Source organism: Micromonospora sp. NBC_01699, assembly GCF_036250065.1.
GTDB lineage: Bacteria > Actinomycetota > Actinomycetes > Mycobacteriales > Micromonosporaceae > Micromonospora_G.
Genome location: NZ_CP109199.1, coordinates 6191504 through 6216850, shown reverse-complemented (window position 1 = coordinate 6216850; position 25347 = coordinate 6191504). Strand labels below are relative to the sequence as shown.

The window sequence follows — 25347 nt, the reverse complement described above, 5'->3', positions numbered from 1 at the left end:
GCCGGCCCGTACGTCGGCCGTTCGGGGCGGGGCGGGCGTGCCATCATGCTGGGATGATCGCCCGCCCGCCGGTCGCGCTGCCGCTGCTCGCGCTGGTCGCCTTCCTGGCCCTGTTCGGACTGGTGGTCGGTGGCTGGGCGCCGCTGGACGGCTTCGACGCCGCGGTCAGCGACGCCTTCCGGGGGTACGGCGACCAGCGCCCCACCCTGGTCACGGCGCTGCGGCTGGCCACCGACGTGGCCGCCACGATCCCGTTCCTGATCGCCGGCGCGGTGATCACCACCGGTCTGCTGGCCTCCGGTGAGCGCCGGTTCGCGGCCTGCTGTGCCGCGGTCACCGTGCTGGTGCCGGTGCTGTGGAGCCTGATGCACCTGTGGGTGCACCACCCCCGCCCGGTGGACGGCTTCGTCGTGGTGCACAGCAACGGCTTCCCCAGTGGGCACACCAGCAACGCGAGCGCGGCGGCGCTGCTGGCCGTACTGCTGCTCTGGCCCCGGCTGGCGCGGACCGGGCGGATCGTCGCGGTCGCGCTCGCGGCGGCCTTCGCGATCTTCATCGGACTGACCCGGCTGGCGCTGCTGGCCCACTGGCCGGCCGACGTGCTCGGTGGCTGGCTGCTCGCGCTGGCCGTGGTCCCCCCGGTGACGTACGCCGTGGACCGCCTCGTGCCCCGCCGGCCGGTCCCCGTGCCGGCCGCGAATCGGACGCCCCGCTGACCGGGGCGGAATCCGGCTCCGGCCCGGCCGGACTCTTCGTGATCATGGGATGTCCCTCCGTCGATTGACGGAGCCGTGGCCCGTACGCGTCATCGATTCGTCGGATGGCAACGGCCCGGCGGTGTGGTGGGATCGACGGATGGCCGTACAGCGCCGTACGACCGGTCAGCGGGAGATTCTGCCGAACCGGGACACGACGCGCAGCCGGGCCCGCTCCGCAGCGCCATTCGATCTCCAACCACGGCGGCGTCGGACCCGTCAGCCCAGGCCAGTACGGTGAGAGTGCCTGGTACGGCATGCCACAGTCCCGCGATGGTCACCACCACCGACGAGCTGGGCCGTCCGGGGGACCGCCCACACGGCGACGGCGACAAAGAGCAAGAGGAGGCCGGATGGCGCACGGGGAGGCCGAGCATGGCCGCGCCCGCGGCGATCAGCCGCTGTTCCGGGGCGACCAGGACGAGCAGTCGACTTCCTTCACGGGCAAGTCGATGCGTTGGGTATGCGGGGCGGTGCCGGCCGGGGCCGAGATGGGACCCGGTGTGGCCGGCTCCGGCTCGACCGGGGCGGGCCCGGCGTTGACCGCGGCGGCCAGCGTGGGACCGATCGGCGCGCCGATCCCGGAGCCGCTGGCCGACGACGGTGTGGTCGAGGTGGTGGTCGGCGCCCTGGTGCCCCGACAGCGGACCGCCGAGCCGGTGCAGCGGACCGCCGAGCCGGCCGGGACCTCCGGCACCACCGGTGCGACCACCGACGAGACCGACCCGGCGGATGTGACCGACCAGGTCGGTGGCGACCTGCACCGGGCGCCGTCCTGCCAGCCGGACCGACCCGGTTGGGCCGGCGGACACCGGCACGGCGCGGTCCGGCCACGGGTACGCGGCGACCGGCGGCAGCGACCCCCGGACCGGTGGTGCTGAGGTTGCGCGACTGGCCCTAACGGGTGCGGCGGCGGACCAGCAGCGCGATGCCGGCCAGGCAGATCGTGATCGCGACCACCACGGCACCGTTGAGCAGCAGCAGGCCGCGCAGGTCGGTGAGCATCTGGCCGAGGTCCTTGCCCGGGGTCAGCGAGTCCTCCCGGATCACCCGCTCGCCGCCGCCGATGCCGCCGTTGACCACATTGGTCTGGGCCGGCAGTGGCACCCCGGCGGCCTGCAACGTCTCCGACATCGAGAGCCGGCCGAAGAACCAGGCCGGGGCGACCCTGCCGCCGTCCGGCTGCTTCGCCGGGCGGAACGCCCGGGGCCCGCCCTTGGCCAGCGGATAGAGGTCGTACGCCTGCTTCGGCGCGTCGTCGATCAGCACCGTCACGACGAACTTCGGGCCGAGGTCGCCGGCGGCCGGGGAACTGGTCTGACCGGTGCCCCGCAGCCAGCCGACCTGGTCGAGCACGGCGGCGAAGATCTCCTGGTCGCCCTCGGCGCGGATGATCAGCGGTGCGGCGACCCCGTCACCGGTGATGGTGACCGAGTTCGGGGCGGCGGGCGGCGGTGCGGCGGACGCGGGGGTGGCGGCCAGACCGAGCCAGGAGACCATCGCGATCAGCAGCGCGACGACGAGCGTTGGTCGGTGCTTCTTCCCTCTGATCATCGCTGACCTCCTCGCCCCGTTCGATGGATGGCCTTGATGCAGGTCACGCACTGGGTTGATCGGAGTGCGGTCTGCTGCCGGGGCAGGTTCGTCGCGCTCACTACACAGACTCCGCAGAACGCCGCTCGGTTGCACCTGTTCGAGCAGTATTTGGAACTATCTGCGATCTAGGGTCGACTTAGTGACGAGCCGTTGATCGGTGGCCGAATCGTATCTTCGCGGAGGACTCCATGGGGGGCAAATTCATCCGGGCGACGGGCCTGCTACTGGGCGCCATCGCCGGTGTTGCCTGCGTACTGCTGACGGCCACGCCGGCCGCCGCACACAACTCGCTGACCAGCAGCGATCCGAAGGACGGGGTCAGTCTGGACCGGGCGCCGGCCCGGGTGACCCTGAGCTTCCTGGCCCGACTCGACCCACGGGCCACGAAAATCACCCTGGTCGGGCCGGATAACGTTTCGGCTGCAAGTGCCGAACCGACCTTTTCCGGCTCCAAGGTCACGGTCGGCTTCCGGCCCGGACCGGCCGGTCTCTACACCGTCGGGTACGAGCTTCCGTCCAGCGACGGACACCCGATCAAGGGCCGCATCCGCTTCACCCTCACCGTAGGCACCACCCCGAGCGCCGCACCAACCCCGTCCACACCCCCGACCACGGCGGCACCAACGCCGTCCCCGTCAACAGCCGGACCCGACCTCACCTCGGTCGCCGGCACCGACACGGACGACCAGGGCGGCTCCGCCCGCTGGCCCTGGGCCGTCGGCGCCGCCGTCCTACTGCTGGCCGCCCTGACCGCAGCCCTACTGCTCCGCCGCCGCTCCCAGTCCACCTGACCACCGAACCCAACCCCTGAAGCGGCCCAACGCTGCCGAGCACGGGGGCGGGGCCCGCCGTGACCGGCGAGGGGATCAAGCCTGACGGCCCTCGCCGGCACGGCGGGCCCCACCCCAAAAGCCTCAGGGCAGCCGCACCCGAGCAGCCCGCAGCCGAGCGAGCGTACGCTCACGCCCCAGCACAACCAGCGACTCGAACAGCGGCAGCCCGACCGTACGACCGGTCACCGCGACCCGTACCGGGGCCTGGGTCTTGCCGAGCTTGAGCCCACGCTCCGCGCCGACCTGCTCCAGGGTCGTCTTGAGCGGGTCGGTGTCCCACGTCTCCAGCGCCTCGAAGGCGACGATCGCGGCGTCGAGCAGCTCGGCCGCGCCCTCCTTCATCGTCTTGGCCCAGGCCGCCTCGTCCACCAGCGGGCTGGCCAGGAAGAGGAAGTCGACGTTCGGCACGATCTCGCTCATGACCGCGATCCGGGTCTGGGCCAGCGCGGCGACGGCCGCGAACGCGTCCGGGTCGAACTCGTCCGGCTGCCACGGCGGCGGGGCGATGGTGTCGGTGCCGGTCAGCCACGGGGTGCAGGCGGCGATGAACTCCTCGACCGGCAGGGCGCGGATGTAGTCGCCGTTGAAGGCGCGCAGCTTCTTCTCGTCGAAGAACGCGGGGGAGGGGTTGACCTCCTCCAGCCGGAACTCCGACTCGATCACCGACCATGCCACGATCTCCCGGTCGCCGGACGGCGCCCAGCCGAGCAGCATCAGGTAGTTGCGCATCGCCGAGGCCAGGTAGCCCTCGTCCTTGTACGCCTCCAGCGCCACCTTGTCGCGCCGCTTGGACAGTTTCTGCCGCTTCTCGTTGACCACCACCGGCACGTGTGCCCAGATCGGCGGCTTCACCCCGAGCGCCTCCCAGAGCAGTTGCTGCTTGGGGGTGTTCGGCAGGTGCTCCTCGGCCCGGATGACGTGACTGATCTCCATGATCATGTCGTCCACGACGTTGGCCAGCAGGAAGACCGGCGAGCCGTCGCCACGGGCGATCACGAAGTCCTCGATCAGCTTGTTCTCGAACGTCGGCTCGCCCCGGATCAGGTCGACCACCACGGTCTCGCCCTCGTCCGGCGTACGGAAGCGCAGTGCCCGACCCTCGCCCGGCCCGAGGTTGCGGTCGCGGTGGTAGCCGTCGTAGCCCTGGTACTGCGAACCCGTACGGGCCTGGACCTGCTCACGGGTGCAGTCGCAGTAGTAGGCGCGGCCGAGGCCGTAGAGCTTCTGGGCGGCGGCCCGGTGCTGCTCGGCGTTGGCGGACTGGAAGTACGGGCCCTCGTAGCTGCCGCGTTCGATGCCGATCCAGTCCAGCGCGGAGAGGATGCCCTCGGTCCACTCGGGCCTGTTCCGGGCGGCGTCGGTGTCCTCGACCCGGAGCACGAAGACACCGCCCTGCTGCCGGGCGTAGATCCAGTTCTGGAGGGCCGAGCGGGCACCGCCGACGTGGAACATGCCGGTCGGTGAGGGGGCGAAGCGTACGCGAACAGTCACGGCCCAAGCCTACGGGCGCACCCGTACGCCCCCGCCACCAGGTTTCGCCAACCGCCCGATTATCGTCATCGCGCCGCTGATCAGCGGTAACGGGCGGTGGGGTGGTCGTGAGCGGACGGGGGAGGCACGGTGGCCGCGCTGGATGCCGTACGCCGGTCGGGTCCGCTGCGGCGGCTGGACTGGTCGGCGTGGCTCGCGCTGGGTGTGTTCGGCCTCGGGCTGGTGCTGCTCGCCACCGGGCTGGTGCCGGCGGCCGACGCCGATGCCACCCTGCGCCGGATCGCCCCGATCCTGGTCTTCCTGTTCGCGGTGCTGATCCTGGCCGAGTTGGCCGCGCGGGCCGAGTTCTTCGACGTGCTGGCCGCCCGGATGGCGATCGTGGCCCGGGGCAGCTATCCGGCGCTGTTCGGGCTCGCCGTGGCGTTGGCCGCGTCGACCACCATGATCCTCAACCTGGACACCACCGCTGTGCTGCTCACCCCGGTGATGCTGGCGGTCGCGGCCCGCGCCGGCATCGCGCCGCTGCCGCTGGCGATGACCACCATCTGGCTGGCGAACACGGCGAGCCTGCTGCTGCCGGTCTCGAACCTGACCAACCTGCTCGCCGCCGACCGGGTGGGGCTGCCGGTGCTCGGCTTCGCCGAACGGATGGCGCTGCCCCAGCTGGCCGCGCTGGCGGCCACCGCGGCGTGCCTGTGGTTCTGCTACTGGCGTCGGGGGCTGCGCCCGGACCGGCGGTACTCGCCGCCGCCGCGCTACCGCCCACGCGACCGGGTGCTGTTCCGGGTCGCGGCGGTCACCTGCGGGCTGTTCGTGGTGGGCATCCTGGTCGGGGTGCCGATCGCGGGGGTGTCGGTGGCCGGCGCGGTGGTGCTGCTGGTGGCGTTCGCGGTCCGGGACCGGGCGCAGGTGCGTTGGGCCCTGGTGCCGTGGCGGTTGCTGGCGCTGGTCAGCGGCATGTTCCTGATCGTCGACGCGGTCGGCCGGCTCGGCCTGTCCCGGCTGCTGGCCGTGCTGGTCGGGGTCGATCCCGGCGTGGTGGGGGTGTGGCGGTCCGCGGCCACCGGCGGCGTGCTGGCCAACCTGATCAACAACCTGCCGGCGTACGTGGCCGCCGAGGCGGTCGTCCCACTCGGCCACACCGACCAGTTGCTGGGTCTGCTGATCGGCACCAACGCCGGACCGCTGGTGCTGCCCTGGGCGTCGCTGGCGACCCTGCTCTGGCTGGAGCGGTGTCGGGCCGCCGGGCTGAGCCCGCGCTGGCCGCGTTTCCTCGGCACCGGTGCGCTGACCGCGGTCGTCACGGTCGCCGCCGCCGTGACCGTCCTGCTGCTGGAACGCTGAACCCGCCCGTCCCTACTGCACGGACCGGATGTTGACCACCAGGATGCTGCCGAGCAGGGTGACGGCGGCGGTCACCGCGTACAGGGTGGGGTAGCCGCCGAGGTGCACCACTATCGGGGCGGACAGCGCCGGGCCGAGCACCTGCGGTGCGGCGTTCGCGATGTTGATCACGCCGAGGTCCTTGCCCCGGTCGGTGGCGACCGGCAACACCTGGGTGATCAGGGCCGCGTCGACCGCCAGGTAGACCCCGTAACCGGCGCCGAGCAGCACCGCGGCGACCAGAGCCGCCGGCCAGACCGGCCAGGCGGCCAGCAGCAGCGCGGCCACCGCCATGATCACGCCGGCCCAGCTGACGAAGATCTTGCGCCGACCGGTACGGTCCGACAGCCGGCCGGAGACGACGGCGGTGGCCATCATGCCGACGGTGTAGAGCAGGATCATGACCAGCAGGCCGGCTTCCGGGTCGGCGTGGTGGACCTTGTCCTGAAGGAAGTAGAGCAGGTAGAGGGTGCCGAGCGCGTTGCCCATCTGGACCAGGAACCGGGTCCCCCAGGCCCAGGCGAAGTCCGGGTGCCGGCGCGGGCTGACCCACATCCCGGCGAGCAGTTCCCGCCAGCGCAGCGGCGGGGTGTGCGTACGCGGTAACGGGTCGTCCGGGGTCAGCAGCGCGAACGGCAGCGCCAGCAGCAACAGGGCGCCCGCGACCACCAGGTAACCGGCGCGGGTGCCGGTGACCACGGTGGTGACCAGCACCGCCCCGACCACCAGCCCGAGCGCCTGCGGGATGCCCACCCAGCCGGAGACCCCGCCGCGCTGCGCCACCGGCACCCGGTCCGGGATGGCGGCGGTCAACGCCGCGAGCATGGCGTTGAGGGTCAGTTGCGCGGCCACCCAGGCCAGCGCCACGCCGAGGATCGTGCGCTGCTGGGCGAGCAGCAGGAACGACCCGGCGGCGAGCAGCGCGCCGACCACGGTCCAGACGTGCCGGCGGCCGAGCGCCCGACCGCCCAGCCGCAGCGACGTCCGGTCCGACAGCGCCCCGGCCAGCGGATTCGCCAGTACGGCGGCGAGCGCGCCGAACCCGGTCACCACCGCCAGCATGCCCTCCTTGCCGACCGGTGAGATCGACTCGACCTGCTGCGGCAGCAGGATCTGGATCGGGGTGAAGAACGCCATCCAGACGCCGAGGTTGGCGCCGAAGATCAGCGCGATCCAGCCGCGCCGGACCGGCACGGTCGGCTCGGCGAGCGCGGCGGGCAGCGAGGCCGGGATCGGCTGCACGGCGGTCATGCCGGGCCGGTGACGGTGTCGCGGAACCAGGCGTACGAGGTTTTCGGGGTGCGGGTCAGGGTGTCGAAGTCGACGTGCACCAGACCGAAGCGTTTGGTGTAGCCCTCGGCCCACTCGAAGTTGTCCAGCAGCGACCAGACGTAGTAGCCGCGTACGTCGACGCCGTCGGTCATCGCCCGGTGCAGGGCGCGCAGGTGCCCGTCGAGGTACGCCACCCGCTGCGGATCGTGGCAGCGGCCGTGCGCGTCGAGGGTGTCGTCGTACGAGCAGCCGCCCTCGGTGATGTGGATCGGCGGGAGGCGGTCACCGTACTCGCGGCGCAGGCCGGTGAGCAGCTCGTGCAGCCCGTCCGGGTCGACCGGCCAGCCGAAACTGGTGGTCGGGTACGCGTCCAGTGGCACCAGGTCGAACGGGAGCGGACTGTCCGGGTCGGACGGTGCGCGTACGCCGGTGGGGTTGTAGTAGTTGACGCCGAGCGCGTCGATCGGCGCGGCGATGGTGTCGAGGTCGCCCGGGTGCACGATGGACGGGTCGGTGCCGGGGATCTCCGGGTAGCCGTGGCCGAGGATCGGGTCGGTGAACAGCCGGTTGTGCAGCGCGTGGTAGGTCGCCCCGGCGGCCCGGTCGGCGTCGGTGACGCCCTGGACCCGGACCGGGGTGTAGTTGTTGGTGATGCCGATCGGGCTGCCGGTCAGCGCCCGCAGTGCGGTCACCGCGAGCCCGTGCCCGAGCAGTTGGTGGTGGGCGACCGGGAACGCGTCGAAGAGGTACTGCCGGCCGGGCGCGTGCAGGCCGAGCCCGTAGCCGTAACTCATGTGGACGAACGGTTCGTTGAGCGTGATCCAGAGTTTGACCCGGTCGCCGAGCCGGCCGGCGACCAGGGCGGCGTAGTCAGCGAACCGGCCGGCGGTGTCGCGGGTCAGCCAGCCGCCCTTGTCCTCCAGGGCCTGCGGCAGGTCCCAGTGGAACAGGGTGGCGACCGGGTCGATGCCGCGGTCGAGCAGGCCGTCGACCAGCCGGTCGTAGAAGCCGAGTCCGCCGGGGTTGGCCGGGCCGGTCCCGTCGGGCTGGATCCGGGGCCAGGCGATCGAGAACCGGTACGCCCCGACGCCGAGCCCGGCGAGCAGGGCGACGTCCTCGGCGTAGCGGTGGTAGTGGTCGCAGGCGACGTCGCCGGTGCTGCCGTCGACCACCGTGCCGGGCCGGTGGGTGAAGCTGTCCCAAATCGACGGTCCACGGCCGTCTTCGCTGGTCGCGCCCTCTATCTGGTACGCCGAGGTGGAGACGCCCCAGGTGAATCCGGCGGGAAACTCGGGCAGTGGCGAGCTCATCCACCCCTCCTCGAAACGCGAAAGTTGTTCGGAGAGTAGTCCTTCGGCGTGTCGTTGGATAGGCGTCCGGTTTGGTGCCAATATGCGCATAAGCAATGAATGTTCGTACGATGTCGTCAATGGAGGCAGCTAGAGATGATGCTCATTGAACGCAGCGTGCGGGTAGCGGCAGACATCGACTCGGTGTGGGACGTGGTCCAGCGCGCCGAGCGGCTGCCGGCCTGGCTCGCTGGGGTAAGACAGGCCGAGGTCCTCTCCGGTGAGGGGTTCGGCCGACGGCAACGGGTCCGGGTGATCCGGGGTCCGGCCGTGGACGCCGAGGTGATCGCCTACCAGGCGCCGACGCTGATCGCCTGGCGCGAGCGGACCGAGGGGTCCGGCGCCCGCGCCGAGGCGCGCACCGAGGTGTACGTCGAACTCGCCCCCGACGGCGACGACGCCACCGCGGTACGACTGATCATGGTGCGCTGGCCGGCCGGCCCGATCAGCGGCGCCCTGCTGCGCTGGGGCATGCGCCGGGTCGGCGCCAACCTGGAGGGTTCGCTGGAGCGGCTCACCGGCCTGGCCACCGTCAGCTGACCCCGTGCGCTGCGCCAGTCCCGTGCGTTCGCCAGTCCTGTCGCGGCCGGCCGGGAGACGACACGGGGCCCGTCCGACCGGGCTGGAGAACCAGCCGGTGGACGGGCCCGCGCTCGATGCGTACCCGGGACTATCCGATCAGGAGTCGCCGCCGGTCTCGCCGACCGGAGCCGCCGAGATGTCGCCGATCGCGTACTTCGCGGCTGCCTCGGCCGGTACCTCGGCCGGTACTACCTTGCGCAGCGCGAGCTGCCGCAGCGCCGCCACGGTGATCGACTCGGCGTCGACGTGGAAGTGCCGGCGCAGGGCGTGCCGGGTGTCGGACAGACCGAACCCGTCGGTGCCGAGCGAGGTGTAGTCGCCCGGAATCCACCGCGAGATCAGGTCCGGCACGGCCCGCATCCAGTCGCTGACCGCGACCACCGGACCGGGCGCGTCGGCGAGCTTCTGCGCGATGTACGGCACCCGCTGCTCGCCGCCCGGGTTGAGCAGGTTGTGCTCCTCGGCCTGCACCGCGTCCCGGCGCAGCTCGGTCCAGGAGGTGACCGACCAGACGTCGGCGGCCACACCCCAGTCCTGGGCCAGCAACTGCTGTGCCTTCAGGGCCCACTGCACGCCCGTACCCGAGGCCAGGATGTTGGCCCGCGGCGTCTCGCCGCCGCCGGAGTTCGAGACCGACGGTGCCGGCGCGTAGCGGTAGATGCCCTTGAGCAGCCCCTCCACGTCGACGTCGGCGGGCTCGGCCGGCTGGAGGATCGGCTCGTTGTAGACGGTGAGGTAGTAGAAGACGTTCTCCGGGTCCTCGCCGTACATCCGGTGCAGGCCGTTCTCCAGGATGTGCGCCATCTCGAACGCGAACGCCGGGTCGTACGCGACGACGGCCGGGTTGGTCGCGGCGATCAGGTGCGAGTGGCCGTCCTCGTGCTGGAGACCCTCACCGTTGAGCGTGGTCCGTCCGGCCGTGGCGCCGAGCACGAAACCGCGCGCCATCTGGTCGGCGGCGGCCCAGAACGCGTCACCGGTGCGCTGGAAGCCGAACATCGAATAGAAGATGTACAGCGGGATCATCGGCTCGTCGTGGGTCGCGTACGCCGACCCGGCGGCGGTGAACGAGGCCACCGAACCGGCCTCGTTGATCCCCTCGTGCAGGATCTGCCCGCTGGTCGACTCCTTGTAGGACAGGAACAGCTCCCGGTCGACCGAGGTGTACTTCTGCCCGTGCGGCGAGTAGATCTTCTGGGTCGGGAAGAGCGAGTCCATACCGAAGGTACGGGCCTCGTCCGGGATGATCGGCACCCACCGCTTGCCGAACTCGCGGTCCTTCATCACGTCCTTGAGCAGCCGGACGAAGGCCATCGTGGTGGCGATCTTCTGCTTGCCCGAGCCCCGCTTGACGTCGGCGAACCGCTCCGGGCCGGGAATCGCCAGCGCCTTGTGCGCGGTCCGGCGCGACGGCAGGTAACCACCGAGCTGTTGCCGGCGCTCGCGCAGGTACGCCAGCTCCTCGGAGGACTCACCCGGGTGGTAGTACGGCGGCAGGTACGGGTTGCTCTCCAGCGCGCTGTCCGGGATGTCCAGGTAGAGGCGGTCGCGGAATGACTTCAGGTCGTCCAGCGTCAGCTTCTTCATCTGGTGCGTGGCGTTACGGCCCTCGAAGTGCGAGCCGAGCGTCCAGCCCTTGATCGTCTTGGCCAGGATCACCGTCGGCTGACCGGTGTGCTCGGTCGCCGCCTTGTACGCCGCGTACAGCTTGCGGTAGTCGTGCCCGCCCCGCTTGAGGTTCCAGATCTCGTCGTCGCTCATGCCCTCGACGAGCTTGCGGGTGCGCTGGTCGCGACCGAAGAAGTGCTCCCGGACGTACGCGCCGGACTCGGCCTTGTACGTCTGGTAGTCGCCGTCCGGCGTGGTGTTCATCAGGTTGACCAGCGCGCCGTCGGTGTCGGCGGCGAGCAGCGGGTCCCACTCCCGGCCCCAGACAACCTTGATCACGTTCCAGCCGGCGCCCCGGAAGAACGACTCCAGCTCCTGCATGACCTTGCCGTTACCGCGGACCGGGCCGTCCAGCCGCTGGAGGTTGCAGTTGATCACGAAGGTGAGGTTGTCCAGCTCCTCGCGGGCGGCCACGCCGATCGCGCCGAGCGACTCCGGCTCGTCCATCTCGCCGTCGCCGAGGAACGCCCACACGTGCTGGTCGGACGTGTCCTTGATGCCACGGTTGTGCAGGTACCGGTTGAACCGGGCCTGGTAGATGGCGTTCATCCCGCCGAGCCCCATGGAGACGGTCGGGAACTCCCAGAAGTCCGGCATCAGCCGCGGGTGCGGGTACGACGGCAGGCCGCCACCCGGATGCGACAACTCCTGCCGGAACCCGTCGAGCTGGTGCTCCGAGAGCCGCCCCTCCAGGTACGCGCGCGCGTACATACCGGGGGAGCCGTGGCCCTGGTAGAAGATGTGGTCGCCGCCACCGGGGTGGTTCTTGCCGCGGAAGAAGTGGTTGAAGCCCACCTCGTAGAGCGAAGCCGAGCTGGCGTAGGTCGAGATGTGTCCGCCGACGCCGATCTCCGGCCGCTGCGCGCGGTGCACGAGCATCGCCGCGTTCCACCGGATGTACGCCCGGATCCGGCGCTCGACGTGCTCGTCGCCGGGGAACCAGGGCTCCCGCTCGGGGGGGATGGTGTTGATGTAGTCGGTGGTGGTCAGCGGCGGTACCCCGACCTGGCGCTCTCTCGCGCGCTCCAGCAGACGGAGCATGACATAACGGGCGCGTTTGGCGCCCCGCTCGTCGATGACTCCGTCAAGCGACTCGACCCATTCGCTGGTCTCTTCAGGGTCGATGTCCGGAAGCTGGCTCGGCAGGCCGTCGCTGATTACCGGGCGCTTGCGTTCCGTGGCCACAGGCGTTCCCTTGGTTGTGTGTGGGATTAGTCTCTGGCGCCATCCTGCCCCCTCATGCCCGGTTCCGTCACGCCTAGTGGCCGCAGACGCGACACTCGACACACGTACCGCCCGGTAACTTGGCGGCAACATGTTTGTCGGCTAACCGACGGTGGAGCGGGAAACCACCCGGTTCACGGGAGGAACGGACCGTAACCGACCGCTCGGGCAGACTGTCCCCCATGCGCACCGAAGTCATCACTGTCCGGACCGGCTCCCGTCCCGTGGTCCGGGACATCACCCGGGAGGCCCAGCGGTTCGTCGACGGCCAGGGCGACGGCCTGCTGCACGTCTTCGTACCGCACGCCACCGCCGGGCTGGCGATCATCGAGACCGGCTCCGGCTCCGATGACGACCTGCTCAGCGCCCTGGACGACCTGCTGCCGACCGACGACCGGTGGCGCCACCGGCACGGCTCACCCGGCCACGGCCGAGATCACGTCATGCCCGCCTTCGTGCCCCCGTACGCGACCATCCCGGTCCTCGCCGGCCAACTGGCCCTGGGCACCTGGCAGTCCATCTGCCTGGTCGACCCCAACGGCGACAACCCCACCCGCCAGGTCCGCTTCAGCTTCCTCCCCGCCTGACCGCCCCCCCGCCCCTCCCTGCTCCCCGCGCCCCCACAACTCCGCACACCACAAGAACCCCGAGACCGCACTCTTGTAGAGAAAGAGTGGTTATCCGGGGCGGGATAACCACTCTTTCTCTGGATCAGTGGGATCGGGGCGGGAGGGGTTACGGGGTGAGGGGGCGGGTGTAGGTCTGGTGGAGGCCGGGGACGCGGTCCTCTATGACGAAGGAGGCGCGGGTGTAGGCGGGAGCGTCGGGGGTGGTGACGTACGGGAGCACCTCGAAGTCGGCCTTGAGCTGGTCGTTGGTGATCTTCGTACGGACGAAGCCGCGCTGGTTGTTGTAGAACCGAAGGTGCGGGTTGATCCCGAGCATCGGGTGGTCCGACGGGACCGAGTCGGCGCCGTTCCCGCCCGACGTGATGGACGAGCAGACCAACTCGGTGCCGACCGTACGTGAGGTCGGGTCGGCGTAGTCCAGCTTCAGGTCGCTGGCCCAGTGGGCGTGCACGTCGCCGGTGAGCACCACCGGGTTGCGTACGCCGGCGGCGAGCCAGCCGCGGGTGATCCGATCACGCGAGGCGACGTACCCGTCCCAGGAGTCCATGCTGGTCACCGTCGCCGGGCCGGCGTCGTTGTCCCGCTGGGCGAAGAAGACCTGCTGGCCGAGAATGTCCCAGCGGGCCGACGAGCGGCGGAACCCGTCGAGCAGCCACCGCTCCTGGGCGGCGCCGGTGATCGAACGGGCCGGGTCGACCGCCGCCGGGCAGTCCTTGTAGCCGTCGCCGCAGCCCTGGTCGTCCCGGTACTGCCGGGTGTCGAGCATGTGGAACGTGGCCAGCCGCCCCCACTGCACCCGCCGGTAGAGCTGCATGTCGATGCCGCGCGGGATCGACGTACGCCGCAGCGGCATGTTCTCGTAGTACGCCTTGAACGCCGCCGCCCGCCGGGACGGGAACTCCGGGTCGGCCGCCTCGGGCACGTCGTCGGCCCAGTTGTTCTCCACCTCGTGGTCGTCGAAGACCACCAGCCACGGCGCCACCAGGTGAGCGGCCTGAAGATCGGGGTCGGTCTTGTACTGGGCGTGCCGCTGCCGGTAGTTGGCCAGCGTGCGGGTCTCCGGCCCCTCGTGGTCGCGCGGGTTCCCGCCGGGGATGTTGTACGTGTCCGGCGCGTACTCGTACTGGTAGTCGCCGAGGTGCAGAATCAGGTCCGGATCCGTCTCGGCGAGACGCTTGTACGCGGTGAAGTAGCCGTGCTCGTACTGCGAGCAGGAGACGAAGGCCATCGACAGGGCGCCACCGATGCTCCACGGCGACGGGGCGGTCCGGGTCCGGCCGACCGGCGAGCTGTACCGCTCGACGTGGAAGCGGTAGAAGTATTCGCGTCCGGCCGCCAGTCCGTCGAGTTCGACGTGGACACTGTGCGCCGATTCGGGGCGGGCGAGCACGGTGCCCGCGCGTACGACCCGGCGGAACCGCTCGTCGGCGGCGAGTTCCCAGCGGACCGGCACGGTCCGGGCCGGCATCCCGCCGAGCCCGTCCTCGGCGAGCGGCTGCGGGGCGAGCCGGGTCCAGAGCACGAAGCCCTCGTGGTCGGGGTCCCCGGAGGCCACCCCGAGCGTGAACGGGTCCTCCCGCAGCGGCCGGGCGGGTGTCGCCCCGGCAGCCGCAGGCAACCCGCCCACGGCCCCGACGGCACCAACCGCCGCCCCACCGATCAGCAGCGTACGTCGAGAAACAGACATGCAAAGCTCCCCAGGATCCGGAAAACACGGACCCCCGCACCCTCCCGACCCCCGGTTCACACCCCGAACCAGATCAATGTCCCCCACCCAAACACAAGGTGACATCCCCCTCCCCTCCCCCTTACCCCTCCCCCCGCGTGCCCCGCCCCTCTCCCCGTCGATCTAGGGCAAATACGTGCTTGTTGATCTCCAATCACCACCATTTGCCCTAGATCCACGGGGAGAGGGGGGGGAGGGGAGGGGGAGGGAGGGGGAGAGGGGAGGGGGAGAGGGGTGCGGAGGGGCAGGTGGGGAGGGGAGGGGTGGGGGCGCGGGTAGCGTCCTGCGGTATGGGGCAGATCAGGGACCCGAGCGGTGTTGCCGTGCCGGTCAGGGGTGGGTTGGGCGGCGAGGGTGGGTTGGGCGGCGAGGGTGGGGTGGCGGGCGAGGGTGGGGTGGCGGGGGAGGTGGTGCGTCGGATCATGCATGTGGCGGGGGCGATGCGGCACTTCATGGATGTGGATCTGGCCGAGCTGGGGCTGACGCCGGCGGTGGCGAACGCGCTGCACGAGCTCGATCCGGATCGGCCGTTGCCCGCCCGTGACCTGGCCGAACGGCTCGACTGCGACCCGTCGAACATCACCATGCTGGTGGACAAGCTGGAACGTCTCGGCCTGGTACGCCGCCAGGTCGACCCGGCCGACCGCCGGCTGCGCACCCTTGTGGTCACCGACGAGGGTCGACGGGTACGGGAGCGGGTCGGTCAGGTCATGTCGGACTCCCGACTGCTGGCCGGACTCAGCGTCGACGAGTTGGCCACCCTGCGCACCCTGATGTGGAAGGTTTCCGACGGCGGCTGCCCGGCCGAGCCGCCGCTGGGCTGATCGACGGGCCACATCGGCAGCGCCAGGATCGTGTCTGAGTGGTCAGGTGTGGCAGAAGTCGGTAATGCTGTCCGACGTGACCACCCCTCAAGATCTCGACGATCGGTTCCGGGAGGCGGTCGGCGGTCTGGTCGTACCGACCCCGGTGCGCTCGGCCGACGGGCCGGTCCGCGATGGCGCCACGCTCACCGGCGCCCGTGCCCTGGAGCTGTTCGACGCCCAGCTCACCAGTCGGCACCTCGACCTCGCCGCGCGCTGGCTGCGCAGCTTCGGTGAGGGTTTCTACACGATCGGTTCCGCCGGGCACGAGGGCAACGCCGCCGTGGCGGCTGCCGTACGCGCCACCGACCCGGCCCTGCTGCACTATCGCTCCGGCGCCTTCTACGCGGCGAGGACGGCTCAGGCGGTCGCCGTACCCTCGGGTAGCGACGCTGGGAACGAGCGCCCCGAGGACGCTCTCAGCAGGCCGGAGGGGGTTGCCGGCGGTGGTGACCCGATCGCGAACGCGGCTCGGGACGTGTTGCGCGGGATCGTCGCCTCGGTGCAGGAGCCGATCGCCGGCGGCCGGCACAAGGTCTTCGGCAACGCCGCGCTCGACATCATCCCGACCACCTCCACTATCGCCTCGCACCTGCCCCGGGCGGTCGGTGTCGGCTTCGCCATCGAACGTCAGCGCCGGACCGCCGCCGGCCCCGCCGCCCGGCACCGGGCCGGCAACTCGTCCCGGCTCACCGACGCCCGTTCCGTTGCCGCGGAGTCGCGGGCGAACTGGCCGGCGGACGCGATAGTGGTCTGCTCGTTCGGCGACGCCTCGGTGAACCATGCCAGCGCCACCGCCGCGTTCAACACAGCCGGCTGGTGCGACCACACCGGCCTGCGCATTCCGGTCCTTTTTGTGTGCGAGGACAACGGGCTCGGGATCAGCGTCCGGTCACCGGACGGCTGGGTGGCCGCCGCGCTGTCCGCGAAGCCCGGCATCCGCTACTTCTCCGCCGATGGCTGCGACCTCACCCAGACGTACGACGTGGCGAGCGAGGCAGCAACATGGGTACGTCGGCACCGGCGCCCCGCCATCCTGCACCTGTCCACGGTGCGGCTGATGGGACACGCCGGGGCGGACGCCGAGGTGGCGTACCGGCCGGTGGGTGAGGTGCAGCGGGACCTGGGGCGGGACCCGCTGATCGGCACCGCGAGGCTGATCGTGGAGGCCGGGCTGGCCACGCCGGAGCAGGTGATCGCGCGGTACGACGCGGTCGGCTGGCAGGTGCGCAAGGTCGCCGAGGAGGTGCTCGGCGAGGCCAAGCTGTCCTCCGCCGCCGACATCGTCGCCCCGCTCGCCCCACGGCGTCCGGTAAGGGTGTCCCGTACGGTCGCGGAGGCGGGGGCCTGGGCGGCGGGGCCGGGGGCCGGGGCACGATCGGCCGCCTTCGGTGACAAGCTGCCGGAGCAGGCGGGACCGCTCACCCTGGCCCAGACCATCAACGCCGCGTTGGCGGACGGGATGCTCGACTACCCGGCGATGACCGTCTTCGGCGAGGACGTCGCGGCCAAGGGCGGGGTGTACGGGGTGACGAAGGGCCTGCGGGACCGCTTCGGCGCCTCCAGGGTCTTCGACACGTTGCTCGACGAGACGAGTGTGCTCGGGTTGGGGCTGGGTGCCGGGCTGGGCGGGATGCTGCCGGTGCCGGAGATCCAGTACCTGGCGTACCTGCACAACGCCGAGGACCAGTTGCGCGGCGAGGCCGCCACCATGCAGTTCTTCTCGAAGGGGGCCTACCGCAACCCGATGGTGGTACGCGTGGCGGGGCTGGCGTACCAGGAGGGGTTCGGCGGGCACTTCCACAACGACAACTCGGTTGCCGTACTCCGGGATGTTCCCGGTCTTGTGCTCGCGGTGCCGTCGCGGCCCGACGACGCCGCGCCGATGCTGCGCTCGTGCCTGGCCAGTGCGGCGGTGGACGGGACAGTGTGCGTGTTCCTGGAGCCGATCGCCCTCTACCACACCAGGGACCTGTACGCCGAGGGCGACGACGAGTGGCTGGCGCCCTACCTGGGACCGGGTGGTTGGGCCGGCGGGCACGTGCCGATCGGTCGGGCCAGGGTCTACGGCGTGGGCTCGGCCGAGGACATCACGATCATCACATTCGGTAACGGTGTGCGTATGTCTCTGCGTGCCGCCTCCCGGCTGGCACAGGAGGGCATCGGGACGCGGGTGGTGGACCTGCGCTGGTTGGCCCCGTTGCCGGTCGCGGACATCTTCCGGGAGGCTTCCGCCACTGGTCGGGTGCTGGTCGTGGACGAGACACGCCGGTCCGGCGGGGTCGGCGAGGGGGTGGTCGCCGGCCTGGTGGATGCTGGATATGTGGGTGTTGTGCGGCGCGTTGCGTCGATTGACTCGTTTGTACCATTAGGTCCGGCTGCGCGCGAGGTGCTGGTGTCCGAAGATGCCATTACCCAGGGTGCCCGTACGCTGCTGGCACGGTAAATTCGCATCCACTCGGTGCGCCACTTGCGCCGGGCGGCACAACTGTGTGGACTTTGCCCTATCGGCACCGACTGGTGCCGGGGTGTAGCTGAGATGAGGAGGCACGCGACAGTGAGCGCGACCGCTGGTCAGGCCGCCGACGGAGTACGGAGCCTGGCGGACCGGTTCGGCATCGAGCCGGGCATGGTCGTCATGGAGATGGGTTACGACGAGGATGTCGACCAGGAACTCCGTGACGCCCTGACCGACCGCTGCGGGGAGCTGGTCGACGAGGACACCGACGAGGTGGTGGACGCCGTACTGGTCTGGTACCGGGACGGCGACGGCGACCTTTTCGAGCTTCTCGTGGATGCCCTCGGCCCACTGGCCGACAACGGCGTGGTGTGGCTGTTGACGCCCAAGGCCGGACGTGACGGCCACGTCGAGCCCAGTGAGGTCAGTGAGTCGGCACCTACCGCCGGCCTCCAGCAGACCTCCACGATCAACGCCGGCAAGGACTGGAGCGGGGCCCGGCTGGTCCTGCGCCGGGGAGCCAAAGTGAAGAAGTAGAACCCGCCCGCGGAGTTACGGAGTGCCGGTCGGCGGGCCGGCGCTCGGTTACACCATGTGCCACCGTGACAGGAGCCGACACATGCCGATCGAGGAAGGCGTCGAGGCGCCCGACTTCGTGCTGAAGGACCAGAACAACCAGGAGGTACGCCTCTCGGACTTCCGGGGACGGCGTACCGTGCTGCTGGTCTTCTACCCGCTGGCCTTCACCGGCACCTGCCAGGGCGAGCTGTCCGAGGCACGCGACAACCTCGACGAGTACGTCAACGACAACGTCCAGTTGTTGACCGTCAGCGTCGACTCGGTCTACAGCCACAAGGTCTGGTCCATCGAGCAGGGCTACGAGTTCCCGCTCCTGGCCGACTTCTGGCCACACGGCGAGGTGGCCCGAGCGTACGACGTCTTCAACGACGTCAAGGGGTACGCCAACCGGGGCACCTTCGTGATCGACAGGGCGGGCGTGGTCCGCTTCGCCGAGATGAACGAACCCGGCGAAGCCCGTGACCAGGCAGGCTGGCGCAAGGCGCTAACCTCGGCCACCGCCTGACCAGGCTCTCAGCGTGATCTTGGAAGTTCCCCTCCGTGGGGGTGTGGGGAGCTTCCAAGATCTCTGCCCCGGGATCTCACCGACTCAGGATGACCCGGAACGAGGCGGCAGGGTAAGCTTGCCGCCGCCGGACGCCGCAGGTAGGTGCGTTCCGGGCGCGTAGCTCAGTGGGAGAGCACTCGCCTTACAAGCGAGGGGTCGCAGGTTCGAAACCTGCCGCGCCCACCAACACCGGCCGTCCCGGACGGTCAGATGCCAGCCGTTGTCTGCTCGGCGACATACGCGGACACCGCACGCAGGCTCGCAGCACTGGCGTACTCGCGTCGCTGCCTGCTGGCACCGGCACCGTGCTTCCGCACCAGCGCCACCAGCCGATGGACCTCGGCCAGATCACCGAGCCTGTCGAGCGTGGGCGTCAACGCGTCGACGAGCGCGAGCAGCGCCTCGCCGGGCGAAACCTCGGTCTCGTGCCGGATGTCGAACATCGGCTCGTCGAACCCGCCGCGCGCCGCGCGCCAGATCGCCCCCCGCAGTACGTGGTCGTGTGTCAACGGAGCCCGCATACCGCTCAGCACCGATGCCCGTACGAGCAGCGCCAGCAGCATCGTGTCGTCGACCGTCAGGCACACGTCACTGATTCGGGTCTCCACCGTCGGATGACTCGGCGACGGGCGGACGTACCAGTAGAGCATTCCCGGGTCGAGCATCGCCCCGGTGGCGGTGATCGCACTCGTCAGGGCGTCGAATTCGGCAGCCGAGCCCAGCCACGGTGGGGCACCTCCGGTCGGCCAGCGGTCGACCAGGACCGATCGCCAGCTCGCGTAGCCGGTGTCCCGGCCATCGGCGAATGGTGAGTTACCGCTGATCGCCAGCAACAGCGGCAGTTGCGTGCGCAGGAGGTTGCCGACCGCCACCGCCCGGTCGGGATTTTCGACCCCCACGTGCACGTGACAGGCGCAGACGCCCTGGATCTGGGTCAGCGCCCCGAATCGGTCGGCGATGTGCGCGTAGCGACCGTCGCCCGCCAGCGGTGGTAGCTGCGCACAGGGAAGCGGGGCGGTCCCCGCGGCCAACACCCGGCAACCGACGGAGGCTGCCGCGGCCGTCAGCGCCGTACGCAGTTCGGACAATGCGTCTCTCAGCTCCACCGCGCGGGAGCATGCCGACGTGGCAATCTCGATTTGCGAAGATAACAGTTCAAAGTGGATGTACTGCCGCAGTCTGGGCGGCACTGCCGCGCGGACCTCCGCCGCCCGCGGCACGACCTCGAAAGTGTGGGGATCAACGAGGAAAAACTCCTCCTCGACCCCGAACGTGACCGGCACTGCCATCAATTGCTCACCCCTTGTTGCGATTCATCGCACACCACGCAATAATATTCACAGATTACGATCTCTGCGATGACGGAAGGCGATCATGACATCGCCGAGCAACTATGCTTTCGATCATCTGTTCGGGCTTCTGTCGGTGTTCCCCTTCCTGTGGAAGCGCCGACGGTACTATCGTCGTCTGCGTCGAGAGACACCAACCGGGCGGGCCGCCGAGGCGGTACGGACGCTCCAGCGGGACGGCATCGTCGTACTTGAGGGCCTACTCTCCGAAGAGAATCTGGAACAGATCCGTCAGGCAATGCCGCCAATTGAGGCGATGACGCTCTCCCCGGAGGGCGACCGGTCGTTGATGTACCTTGACGCGGACCGGATACCGGCATTCGCGCCGTTCTTCGAGAATCAGCTGGTCAAGGACGTCGTCAGGGGACAACTCTCGAAACAGGCGTACCCGCTCCGTCGCACCATCGGCCTGAAGAAAGAGAGAGGAGACTTCCCGACTTTCGAGACGAATTACCATATGGACACCTGGAAGCACCGTACCAAGGTGTTCCTGTTCGTCGACGACGTCACCGAGGAAAACGCGCCGATGATCTATCTCCGGGGAAGTCATCGTGGCTTCTGGCGCCGCTGGGCGGAGTACCGGATATTTCGCTGGTACCGGACCGCGGAAAATGGATACGCCGGGCGTGACACCGACCTGTACTTCCTCGGTTCGTTCTGGCCGCACGAGGTTCGACAGTTGAAGGCGGACTACGGATTCGAGGATCTCCTCTGCGTCGGGAAGGCCGGTACGGCGATCGTCTTCGACGGGCGCGGGCTGCACCGGGCGACGCCGCTTCGCGACCGGCACAGGCTGATCTTGACGAGCTACTGGATCCATCCTGACGACCACACCTGAACCCGTCAGGACGGCAGTCTGGCCGACCGTTGCGCGTCGAACGCCCGCAGGGCCGTCGCCAACTCGTGGGATCGGTCTGCGACGTGATTGCTGGAGCGGTGCCAGACGACGCCGGCCAGCAGGTAACGATCGCCGGAAACGAACGCGCGCCCCTGTTCGGCAAGTAGTCGGATGCCCTGCTGGACGGTGGGCGCGGCCGAGTAGCGGCCCATCGTCAGGCGCTGCACCCTCCAGTCGACCATGATGTAGCCGTGCCGCCGTGCCAGCGCCAGAGTGTGTAATGGATTCGCGTACGACGACACCATCATGAGTATCCCCGTGAAGTGTGCCGACAGGACACGGTCGCTGACCGCGGTGCCGGTGGGACCGGCGGCGAGATGGGGGAAGGCCGGATCGCCGACCGGACACGTCAGATAAGGCGGATTGGTCATCATGAAGGGCACCGCGAGCTGCTCCTCCGTGAACGCGAAGAAGTCGCCGTGGCGGACACGGTACCGATGTTCGAGCCCCCGGACGGCGATATTGCTACGACCGACCGTCACGGAATCCTCGCTGATCTCGTAGCCATGGACCAGACCGTCGAACCGACTACGCTCCAGCGCGGTGCAGATAGCCTCGGCATTGCCCGCCCCCAGCTCCACGACATGACCGGATCTGACGTCCCGATCGAGAAATCGCTCCGCGCACCTGCCGTAGAACTCGGACTCGTCCGGGTCGTAAAACACTGCCACTAGCATTTCCCGTCGTGCCGACGGGCGTCGGTGGACAGCTCCGTGAGCAGTCGAACTCCGGTCTGTCCGTCCGGCGTGGTCCACCCGTTGTCGATGGCGTTCATCAGCGCCACATAGACCTGATCCGCGAGGTAGGCGTCGGACTCCTCGGAGTTCCAGGCGACGTGCGGGGTGACAACAAGGTTCGACAGGCCACGGAACGGGTGGTCGGGGACGAGCGGCTCGACCTCGCACACATCGAGCAGCGCGCTCGCCCGAGGGTTCCCGGTGAGGAAGTCGACCAGGGCGAACTCGTCGAGCAGCGAGCCCTCTGCCGTGTTCACGATGACCACGTCGTCGCGCAACATGTCCATCTCTCGCCGGCCGAGCAACCTGCGACTCGTGCTGTTGATGTCGGCGTGCAATGTGATCACGTCTGCGGCGGACAGTGTCTCGGCGCGCTCCTGCTCGCCGGTCTCCGCCGTGATCGCGCGGGTGACAAACCCGAGCACCGCACACAGGTCATGCACGATACGACCGGTCGCACCGAAGCCGATCACCGCGACCATTCGACCGGAGAACTCACGGGCGGGGAAGCCGAAACTGTCCCAGGAACCTCGGCGGACGTTGTCCACCGCCGGGAGGACCTGGGTCAGCCCCATCAGAATGCAGGTGAGGGTGTGTTCGGCCACTGCCTTGGCGCAGTAGCCGGGGAACCATCTGACGTTGACGTCCGCCTCGGCGCAGGCGGCGATGTCGATATGCTCGACGGTCGACGATCCGGCGATGACCATGCGCAGGTCGGGCAGGTCACGCAGGAGACTCGTCGTCACCGGGATGGCCTGTCCGAGCACCAGGATCTCGGCATTGCGCATGGCTTCGAGCGCGGAGTCGGGTGTGAGGGTCAGCCGGCACCGCCGCGCGACCTGTTGCAACTGATCTGGACGGAGATTGGACCAGCCTGCGATCACGACGTCTTTCATAGGCTCCTCCAGCGCTCGACGTACGTTTCCAGGATCACCTGCTGCTCGGAGATCGGGCGGCCGCTGAACTTCTGGAACAGGTCGCGCGCCGTCCCGGCTCGGCGCCGCCATTCCTGTCGATCGGAGTTCACCACGTATCTATCGAAGGCCGTCATGAACTGCTCGACCGACTGGTAGACCCCCCGAGTCTGGACAAGGTCGGCTTGGGCTTCACTGATCCGTAGCGCCACTTCAGCTTTGTCGCTATAGTATGAGACGCCATCGATCATAAGCAACGAGTAGTCACCTGAGCGCGAAAAAATCTCCACCGGCGCGGCCAGGTTCGCATCCGAGAATTTGGCCAGGTCCTCCTCGTAGACAAAGACGAGATGTACTCCGATGGCCTCGAAGGTGAAGATTAGCTTCAGAAAGAGCGCGGTGCCGAGATCGAGCCTCGAATACACCACGATGCGGCGGGACCGGGCATTGAACCCACGGATGAGGGCCGCCTGGTGCGCCAGGTAGATGAAGCCGGCCGCCGAGTACCAGAAGTTCAACTCGGAGCGGCTCGTCATCCCGTGGAAGCGTTGGTGTGGGTCAACGTAGGTGACGTTTCGCGACGAATACCAGAGAGTCGAGTTCTCCATCCGCCCGAATTTCGTCTCCAACATACCGGAGCCGATCATGACGCCGGTGACCAGTGGATGATAGTCCATGATCGGAAATAGTCGAAAGCTGCCCACCGACCGGGCGTATGTCTGCGCGCACATGAGAATCTCGCCGGGTGCGCCCTGGGAACCGATGGCGAACCTGGTGTAGAGATCGTAGAACGCCGGTCGTTCACCCTCGTTGAAGTCGCCCAGCGTGAATATGTAGCGATGTGTGGGATGGCGCCTTATCACGTCGCAGATCGCATCGAAGCCCAGTTCGTAGCGCGGAATGCTGAAGAACAGCAGGCTACCGTCGAAGACGGGCAGCGTAGACGCGCTGGTGATTGCCCGTATCTCGTCGACCACGGGCGTATTCAGTGGGCTACCGAGAACTCCGACACAAGCAAGCACCGTCGGTTTCCTATCGATCCAACGACCTGTCGAGGCCAGCGAAGACGTCTTTCTGGAGACTTGCCTCGCGGGCGACCATCTCCCTGCGGATCTCCTTCTCCGCGATCTGCCTGGAGAGACCGTCGCAGGTGAGGAGATATATAGAGCGTTCCTGGAGGTAAGCGATACTCTCGTTGCAGGAATTGATCGTGTCAACGAGGCGCAGGCTCGACGCGAGGATGAACGCCACCGCACCGATGCCGCCGGCGACCGTGGTGGAGATACCGTACGCCTGCGCATAGTTCGGAATCTGGAACAGCGCACTGTCCGGAAGAATTGCAAAGAACGAACAGGCCGCGATGATGGTCCGCAGGGCCAGAGCGACCGCGTACGTGCGCTTCGCTCGGCGGCGCAGCGCTGCGATCATCGTGTCGATCTGTTCCTCGATCGCCGGCGGAGGACTGCTCACTTTTTCTCGTCGCGTCAAGCTCATAACGCTCCAATGGTTGCCGTCGGGCGTATATCAAACGTGAGTTGGATATAGAGCCTGCCGTGCCCCCACCGCCGATCGATCTCGGCCCTGCTCAGTCGTCCAGCACCGCAAGCGCGTCGATTTCGATCAACATTCCCGGACCGAGTCCGACGAACACGGTGGTGCGACTGGGTGGCGACTCGGGTACGAATTCCGCGTAGATCTCGTTGAATGGACCGAAGAGCTCTGCCGAGGTCAGATAGACGCGCACCATGATAATGTCATCGAATGACGCGTTCGCACTGGTCAGCACCGCCTGGAGATTGCGTAGTGTCTGCCGTGCCTGGGTAGCGATGTCCGGACCGGCGAGTGCGCCGGTAGCCGGGACGGTGCCCACTTGACCCGCGATTGCCAACATGTTGCCCTTGCGGACTGCCTGGGAGTAGGAGGCCGCCGGCGGCGGCGCCTCTGTCGTGAAAAAAGTCTGCTTCCTCATCGGGACCTCACGCGAGCTCACCGGACCTGTACGACCATCTCGATCTCGACCGCCCAGTTGAACGGCACCACCATCCCCACCGCACTCCTGCTGTGTTGTCCGGCGTCGCCGAACGCCTCCCGGAGCAGGTCGGTGCAGCCATTGATGACGGCCGGGGTATTGTCGAAGCCGGGCGCCGTGTTGACCATGCCGAGCACCTTGACGATCCGGTGGACCTGGTTTAGCGAACCTGTCAACGCCTTGATCGCGCGGAGGTTGTTCAACGCGCAGTATCGGGCCGCCTCGTACGCTTCCTCGACGGATACGTCCGCTCCCACCTTACCTTTGATCTCGCTGCCACCCCAGGCGGAAATCTGTCCGGAGGTAAAGATCAGGTCGCCGGCTCGGACCGCTTGCAGGAACTTTCCATTATCAAGATCGGCTGGTTCGATCTCGTAACCGAGTTTTTCGAGGGTTGCCTCGTAAGACACGATGATCCTTTCCATGAATCTCGAACTTATGTGAAGTAAACCACGATGGTGCTCT

The 25347-nt window shown here is 68.8% G+C and carries 24 protein-coding genes and 1 tRNA gene; 12 read left to right on the top strand and 13 right to left on the bottom strand.

The window, feature by feature from the left end:
* The first annotated feature begins 53 nt into the window (after positions 1 to 53).
* Both OG792_RS25225 and OG792_RS25220 read left to right on the top strand, forming a co-directional pair.
* Positions 54 to 716: a phosphatase PAP2 family protein gene (locus OG792_RS25225; RefSeq protein WP_329102914.1), complete on the top strand. Its 663-nt coding sequence runs from the start codon at positions 54 to 56 to the stop codon at positions 714 to 716.
* A gap of 392 nt (positions 717 to 1108) precedes the next feature.
* Entirely contained in the window at positions 1109 to 1636 is a 528-nt protein-coding gene (locus tag OG792_RS25220; protein WP_329111622.1) for a hypothetical protein, read from the top strand.
* Between the two features lie 16 nt (positions 1637 to 1652).
* On the opposite strand, the gene OG792_RS25215 is transcribed toward OG792_RS25220, so the two are convergent.
* Positions 1653 to 2309 carry a hypothetical protein gene (locus tag OG792_RS25215; protein ID WP_329102913.1) on the bottom strand — a complete coding sequence of 219 codons (657 nt, stop codon included), beginning with the start codon at positions 2307 to 2309 and terminating at the stop codon, positions 1653 to 1655.
* Between the two features lie 230 nt (positions 2310 to 2539).
* Here OG792_RS25215 and OG792_RS25210 point away from each other — a divergent pair, with 230 nt between their 5' ends.
* On the top strand, positions 2540 to 3142 hold the full coding sequence (locus tag OG792_RS25210; protein WP_329102910.1) for a copper resistance CopC family protein: 603 nt from the start codon (positions 2540 to 2542) through the stop codon (positions 3140 to 3142).
* A 123-nt stretch (positions 3143 to 3265) separates the two neighbouring features.
* On the opposite strand, the gene gltX is transcribed toward OG792_RS25210, so the two are convergent.
* Positions 3266 to 4675: a glutamate--tRNA ligase gene (gene gltX / locus OG792_RS25205; protein ID WP_329102908.1), complete on the bottom strand. Its 1410-nt coding sequence runs from the start codon at positions 4673 to 4675 to the stop codon at positions 3266 to 3268.
* Positions 4676 to 4804: 129 nt separating this feature from the next.
* On the opposite strand from gltX, the gene OG792_RS25200 reads away from it, so the two are divergent.
* The gene (locus OG792_RS25200) at positions 4805 to 6019 is read left to right on the top strand and encodes an SLC13 family permease (protein ID WP_329102906.1); all 1215 of its coding nucleotides are present in this window, start codon (positions 4805 to 4807) and stop codon (positions 6017 to 6019) included.
* A gap of 12 nt (positions 6020 to 6031) precedes the next feature.
* On the opposite strand, the gene OG792_RS25195 is transcribed toward OG792_RS25200, so the two are convergent.
* Both OG792_RS25195 and OG792_RS25190 read right to left on the bottom strand, forming a co-directional pair.
* Complete coding sequence (locus tag OG792_RS25195; RefSeq protein ID WP_329102903.1) at positions 6032 to 7309, bottom strand: MFS transporter; 1278 nt, start codon at positions 7307 to 7309, stop codon at positions 6032 to 6034.
* On the bottom strand, positions 7306 to 8640 hold the full coding sequence (locus tag OG792_RS25190) for a GH1 family beta-glucosidase (protein WP_329102901.1): 1335 nt from the start codon (positions 8638 to 8640) through the stop codon (positions 7306 to 7308). Before OG792_RS25190 ends, OG792_RS25195 begins: the two co-directional genes overlap by 4 nt.
* 135 nt (positions 8641 to 8775) lie before the next feature.
* Here OG792_RS25190 and OG792_RS25185 point away from each other — a divergent pair, with 135 nt between their 5' ends.
* On the top strand, positions 8776 to 9219 hold the full coding sequence (locus OG792_RS25185; RefSeq protein WP_329102899.1) for an SRPBCC family protein: 444 nt from the start codon (positions 8776 to 8778) through the stop codon (positions 9217 to 9219).
* A 138-nt stretch (positions 9220 to 9357) separates the two neighbouring features.
* Here the strand turns inward: OG792_RS25185 and aceE are convergent, their stop codons facing one another.
* Positions 9358 to 12114, bottom strand: a complete 2757-nt coding sequence (aceE, locus tag OG792_RS25180; protein WP_329102897.1) for a pyruvate dehydrogenase (acetyl-transferring), homodimeric type — start codon at positions 12112 to 12114, stop codon at positions 9358 to 9360.
* A 221-nt stretch (positions 12115 to 12335) separates the two neighbouring features.
* Here aceE and OG792_RS25175 point away from each other — a divergent pair, with 221 nt between their 5' ends.
* Positions 12336 to 12740: a YjbQ family protein gene (locus OG792_RS25175; protein ID WP_329102895.1), complete on the top strand. Its 405-nt coding sequence runs from the start codon at positions 12336 to 12338 to the stop codon at positions 12738 to 12740.
* Between the two features lie 148 nt (positions 12741 to 12888).
* Here the strand turns inward: OG792_RS25175 and OG792_RS25170 are convergent, their stop codons facing one another.
* Positions 12889 to 14469, bottom strand: a complete 1581-nt coding sequence (locus OG792_RS25170; protein ID WP_329102894.1) for an alkaline phosphatase D family protein — start codon at positions 14467 to 14469, stop codon at positions 12889 to 12891.
* Positions 14470 to 14930: 461 nt separating this feature from the next.
* Here OG792_RS25170 and OG792_RS25165 point away from each other — a divergent pair, with 461 nt between their 5' ends.
* From OG792_RS25165 to OG792_RS25145, 5 genes are all read left to right on the top strand, one after another.
* A complete protein-coding gene (locus OG792_RS25165; protein ID WP_329111420.1) occupies positions 14931 to 15332 on the top strand; it encodes a MarR family winged helix-turn-helix transcriptional regulator in 402 nt (133 codons plus the stop codon).
* 127 nt (positions 15333 to 15459) lie between these two features.
* Entirely contained in the window at positions 15460 to 17817 is a 2358-nt protein-coding gene (locus OG792_RS25160) for a transketolase C-terminal domain-containing protein (protein ID WP_442932498.1), read from the top strand.
* A gap of 111 nt (positions 17818 to 17928) precedes the next feature.
* Entirely contained in the window at positions 17929 to 18366 is a 438-nt protein-coding gene (locus tag OG792_RS25155) for a DUF3052 domain-containing protein (protein WP_326556520.1), read from the top strand.
* Between the two features lie 82 nt (positions 18367 to 18448).
* Complete coding sequence (locus OG792_RS25150; RefSeq protein WP_329102888.1) at positions 18449 to 18913, top strand: peroxiredoxin; 465 nt, start codon at positions 18449 to 18451, stop codon at positions 18911 to 18913.
* Positions 18914 to 19066: 153 nt separating this feature from the next.
* A tRNA-Val gene (locus tag OG792_RS25145) sits at positions 19067 to 19141 on the top strand.
* A gap of 20 nt (positions 19142 to 19161) precedes the next feature.
* Here the strand turns inward: OG792_RS25145 and OG792_RS25140 are convergent.
* A complete protein-coding gene (locus tag OG792_RS25140) occupies positions 19162 to 20244 on the bottom strand; it encodes a carboxylate-amine ligase (RefSeq protein ID WP_329102886.1) in 1083 nt (360 codons plus the stop codon).
* A gap of 85 nt (positions 20245 to 20329) precedes the next feature.
* Here OG792_RS25140 and OG792_RS25135 point away from each other — a divergent pair, with 85 nt between their 5' ends.
* Complete coding sequence (locus tag OG792_RS25135) at positions 20330 to 21142, top strand: phytanoyl-CoA dioxygenase family protein (protein ID WP_329102885.1); 813 nt, start codon at positions 20330 to 20332, stop codon at positions 21140 to 21142.
* Positions 21143 to 21147: 5 nt separating this feature from the next.
* On the opposite strand, the gene OG792_RS25130 is transcribed toward OG792_RS25135, so the two are convergent.
* From OG792_RS25130 to OG792_RS25105, 6 genes are all read right to left on the bottom strand, one after another.
* On the bottom strand, positions 21148 to 21873 hold the full coding sequence (locus OG792_RS25130) for a methyltransferase domain-containing protein (protein ID WP_329102883.1): 726 nt from the start codon (positions 21871 to 21873) through the stop codon (positions 21148 to 21150).
* Positions 21873 to 22946, bottom strand: a complete 1074-nt coding sequence (locus OG792_RS25125) for an NAD(P)-dependent oxidoreductase (protein WP_329102881.1) — start codon at positions 22944 to 22946, stop codon at positions 21873 to 21875. The genes OG792_RS25130 and OG792_RS25125 overlap by 1 nt, the downstream gene beginning before the upstream one ends.
* Positions 22832 to 23830: a hypothetical protein gene (locus OG792_RS25120; RefSeq protein WP_329102879.1), complete on the bottom strand. Its 999-nt coding sequence runs from the start codon at positions 23828 to 23830 to the stop codon at positions 22832 to 22834. The genes OG792_RS25125 and OG792_RS25120 overlap by 115 nt, the downstream gene beginning before the upstream one ends.
* A gap of 55 nt (positions 23831 to 23885) precedes the next feature.
* Positions 23886 to 24323, bottom strand: a complete 438-nt coding sequence (locus OG792_RS25115; RefSeq protein WP_329102877.1) for a hypothetical protein — start codon at positions 24321 to 24323, stop codon at positions 23886 to 23888.
* A 115-nt stretch (positions 24324 to 24438) separates the two neighbouring features.
* The gene (locus OG792_RS25110; protein ID WP_329102875.1) at positions 24439 to 24822 is read right to left on the bottom strand and encodes a RidA family protein; all 384 of its coding nucleotides are present in this window, start codon (positions 24820 to 24822) and stop codon (positions 24439 to 24441) included.
* Between the two features lie 17 nt (positions 24823 to 24839).
* On the bottom strand, positions 24840 to 25307 hold the full coding sequence (locus OG792_RS25105) for a RidA family protein (protein WP_329102873.1): 468 nt from the start codon (positions 25305 to 25307) through the stop codon (positions 24840 to 24842).
* Positions 25308 to 25347 lie beyond the last annotated feature (40 nt).

What these genes read in the sequence shown, in the direction of transcription:
- OG792_RS25225 (WP_329102914.1), top strand. Translation starts at nt 54, where the DNA reads ATGATCGCCCGCCCGCCGGTCGCGCTGCCGCTGCTCGCGCTGGTCGCC.
- OG792_RS25220 (WP_329111622.1), top strand. Translation starts at nt 1,109, where the DNA reads ATGGCGCACGGGGAGGCCGAGCATGGCCGCGCCCGCGGCGATCAGCCG.
- OG792_RS25215 (WP_329102913.1), bottom strand. Translation starts at nt 2,309, where the DNA reads ATGATCAGAGGGAAGAAGCACCGACCAACGCTCGTCGTCGCGCTGCTG.
- OG792_RS25210 (WP_329102910.1), top strand. Translation starts at nt 2,540, where the DNA reads ATGGGGGGCAAATTCATCCGGGCGACGGGCCTGCTACTGGGCGCCATC.
- OG792_RS25195 (WP_329102903.1), bottom strand. Translation starts at nt 7,309, where the DNA reads ATGACCGCCGTGCAGCCGATCCCGGCCTCGCTGCCCGCCGCGCTCGCC.
- OG792_RS25190 (WP_329102901.1), bottom strand. Translation starts at nt 8,640, where the DNA reads ATGAGCTCGCCACTGCCCGAGTTTCCCGCCGGATTCACCTGGGGCGTC.
- OG792_RS25185 (WP_329102899.1), top strand. Translation starts at nt 8,776, where the DNA reads ATGATGCTCATTGAACGCAGCGTGCGGGTAGCGGCAGACATCGACTCG.
- OG792_RS25175 (WP_329102895.1), top strand. Translation starts at nt 12,336, where the DNA reads ATGCGCACCGAAGTCATCACTGTCCGGACCGGCTCCCGTCCCGTGGTC.
- OG792_RS25170 (WP_329102894.1), bottom strand. Translation starts at nt 14,469, where the DNA reads ATGTCTGTTTCTCGACGTACGCTGCTGATCGGTGGGGCGGCGGTTGGT.
- OG792_RS25165 (WP_329111420.1), top strand. Translation starts at nt 14,931, where the DNA reads ATGCATGTGGCGGGGGCGATGCGGCACTTCATGGATGTGGATCTGGCC.
- OG792_RS25150 (WP_329102888.1), top strand. Translation starts at nt 18,449, where the DNA reads ATGCCGATCGAGGAAGGCGTCGAGGCGCCCGACTTCGTGCTGAAGGAC.
- OG792_RS25140 (WP_329102886.1), bottom strand. Translation starts at nt 20,244, where the DNA reads ATGGCAGTGCCGGTCACGTTCGGGGTCGAGGAGGAGTTTTTCCTCGTT.
- OG792_RS25135 (WP_329102885.1), top strand. Translation starts at nt 20,330, where the DNA reads ATGACATCGCCGAGCAACTATGCTTTCGATCATCTGTTCGGGCTTCTG.
- OG792_RS25125 (WP_329102881.1), bottom strand. Translation starts at nt 22,946, where the DNA reads ATGGCGGCGCCGAGCCGGGACGGCGCGCGACCTGTTCCAGAAGTTCAG.
- OG792_RS25110 (WP_329102875.1), bottom strand. Translation starts at nt 24,822, where the DNA reads ATGAGGAAGCAGACTTTTTTCACGACAGAGGCGCCGCCGCCGGCGGCC.
- OG792_RS25105 (WP_329102873.1), bottom strand. Translation starts at nt 25,307, where the DNA reads ATGGAAAGGATCATCGTGTCTTACGAGGCAACCCTCGAAAAACTCGGT.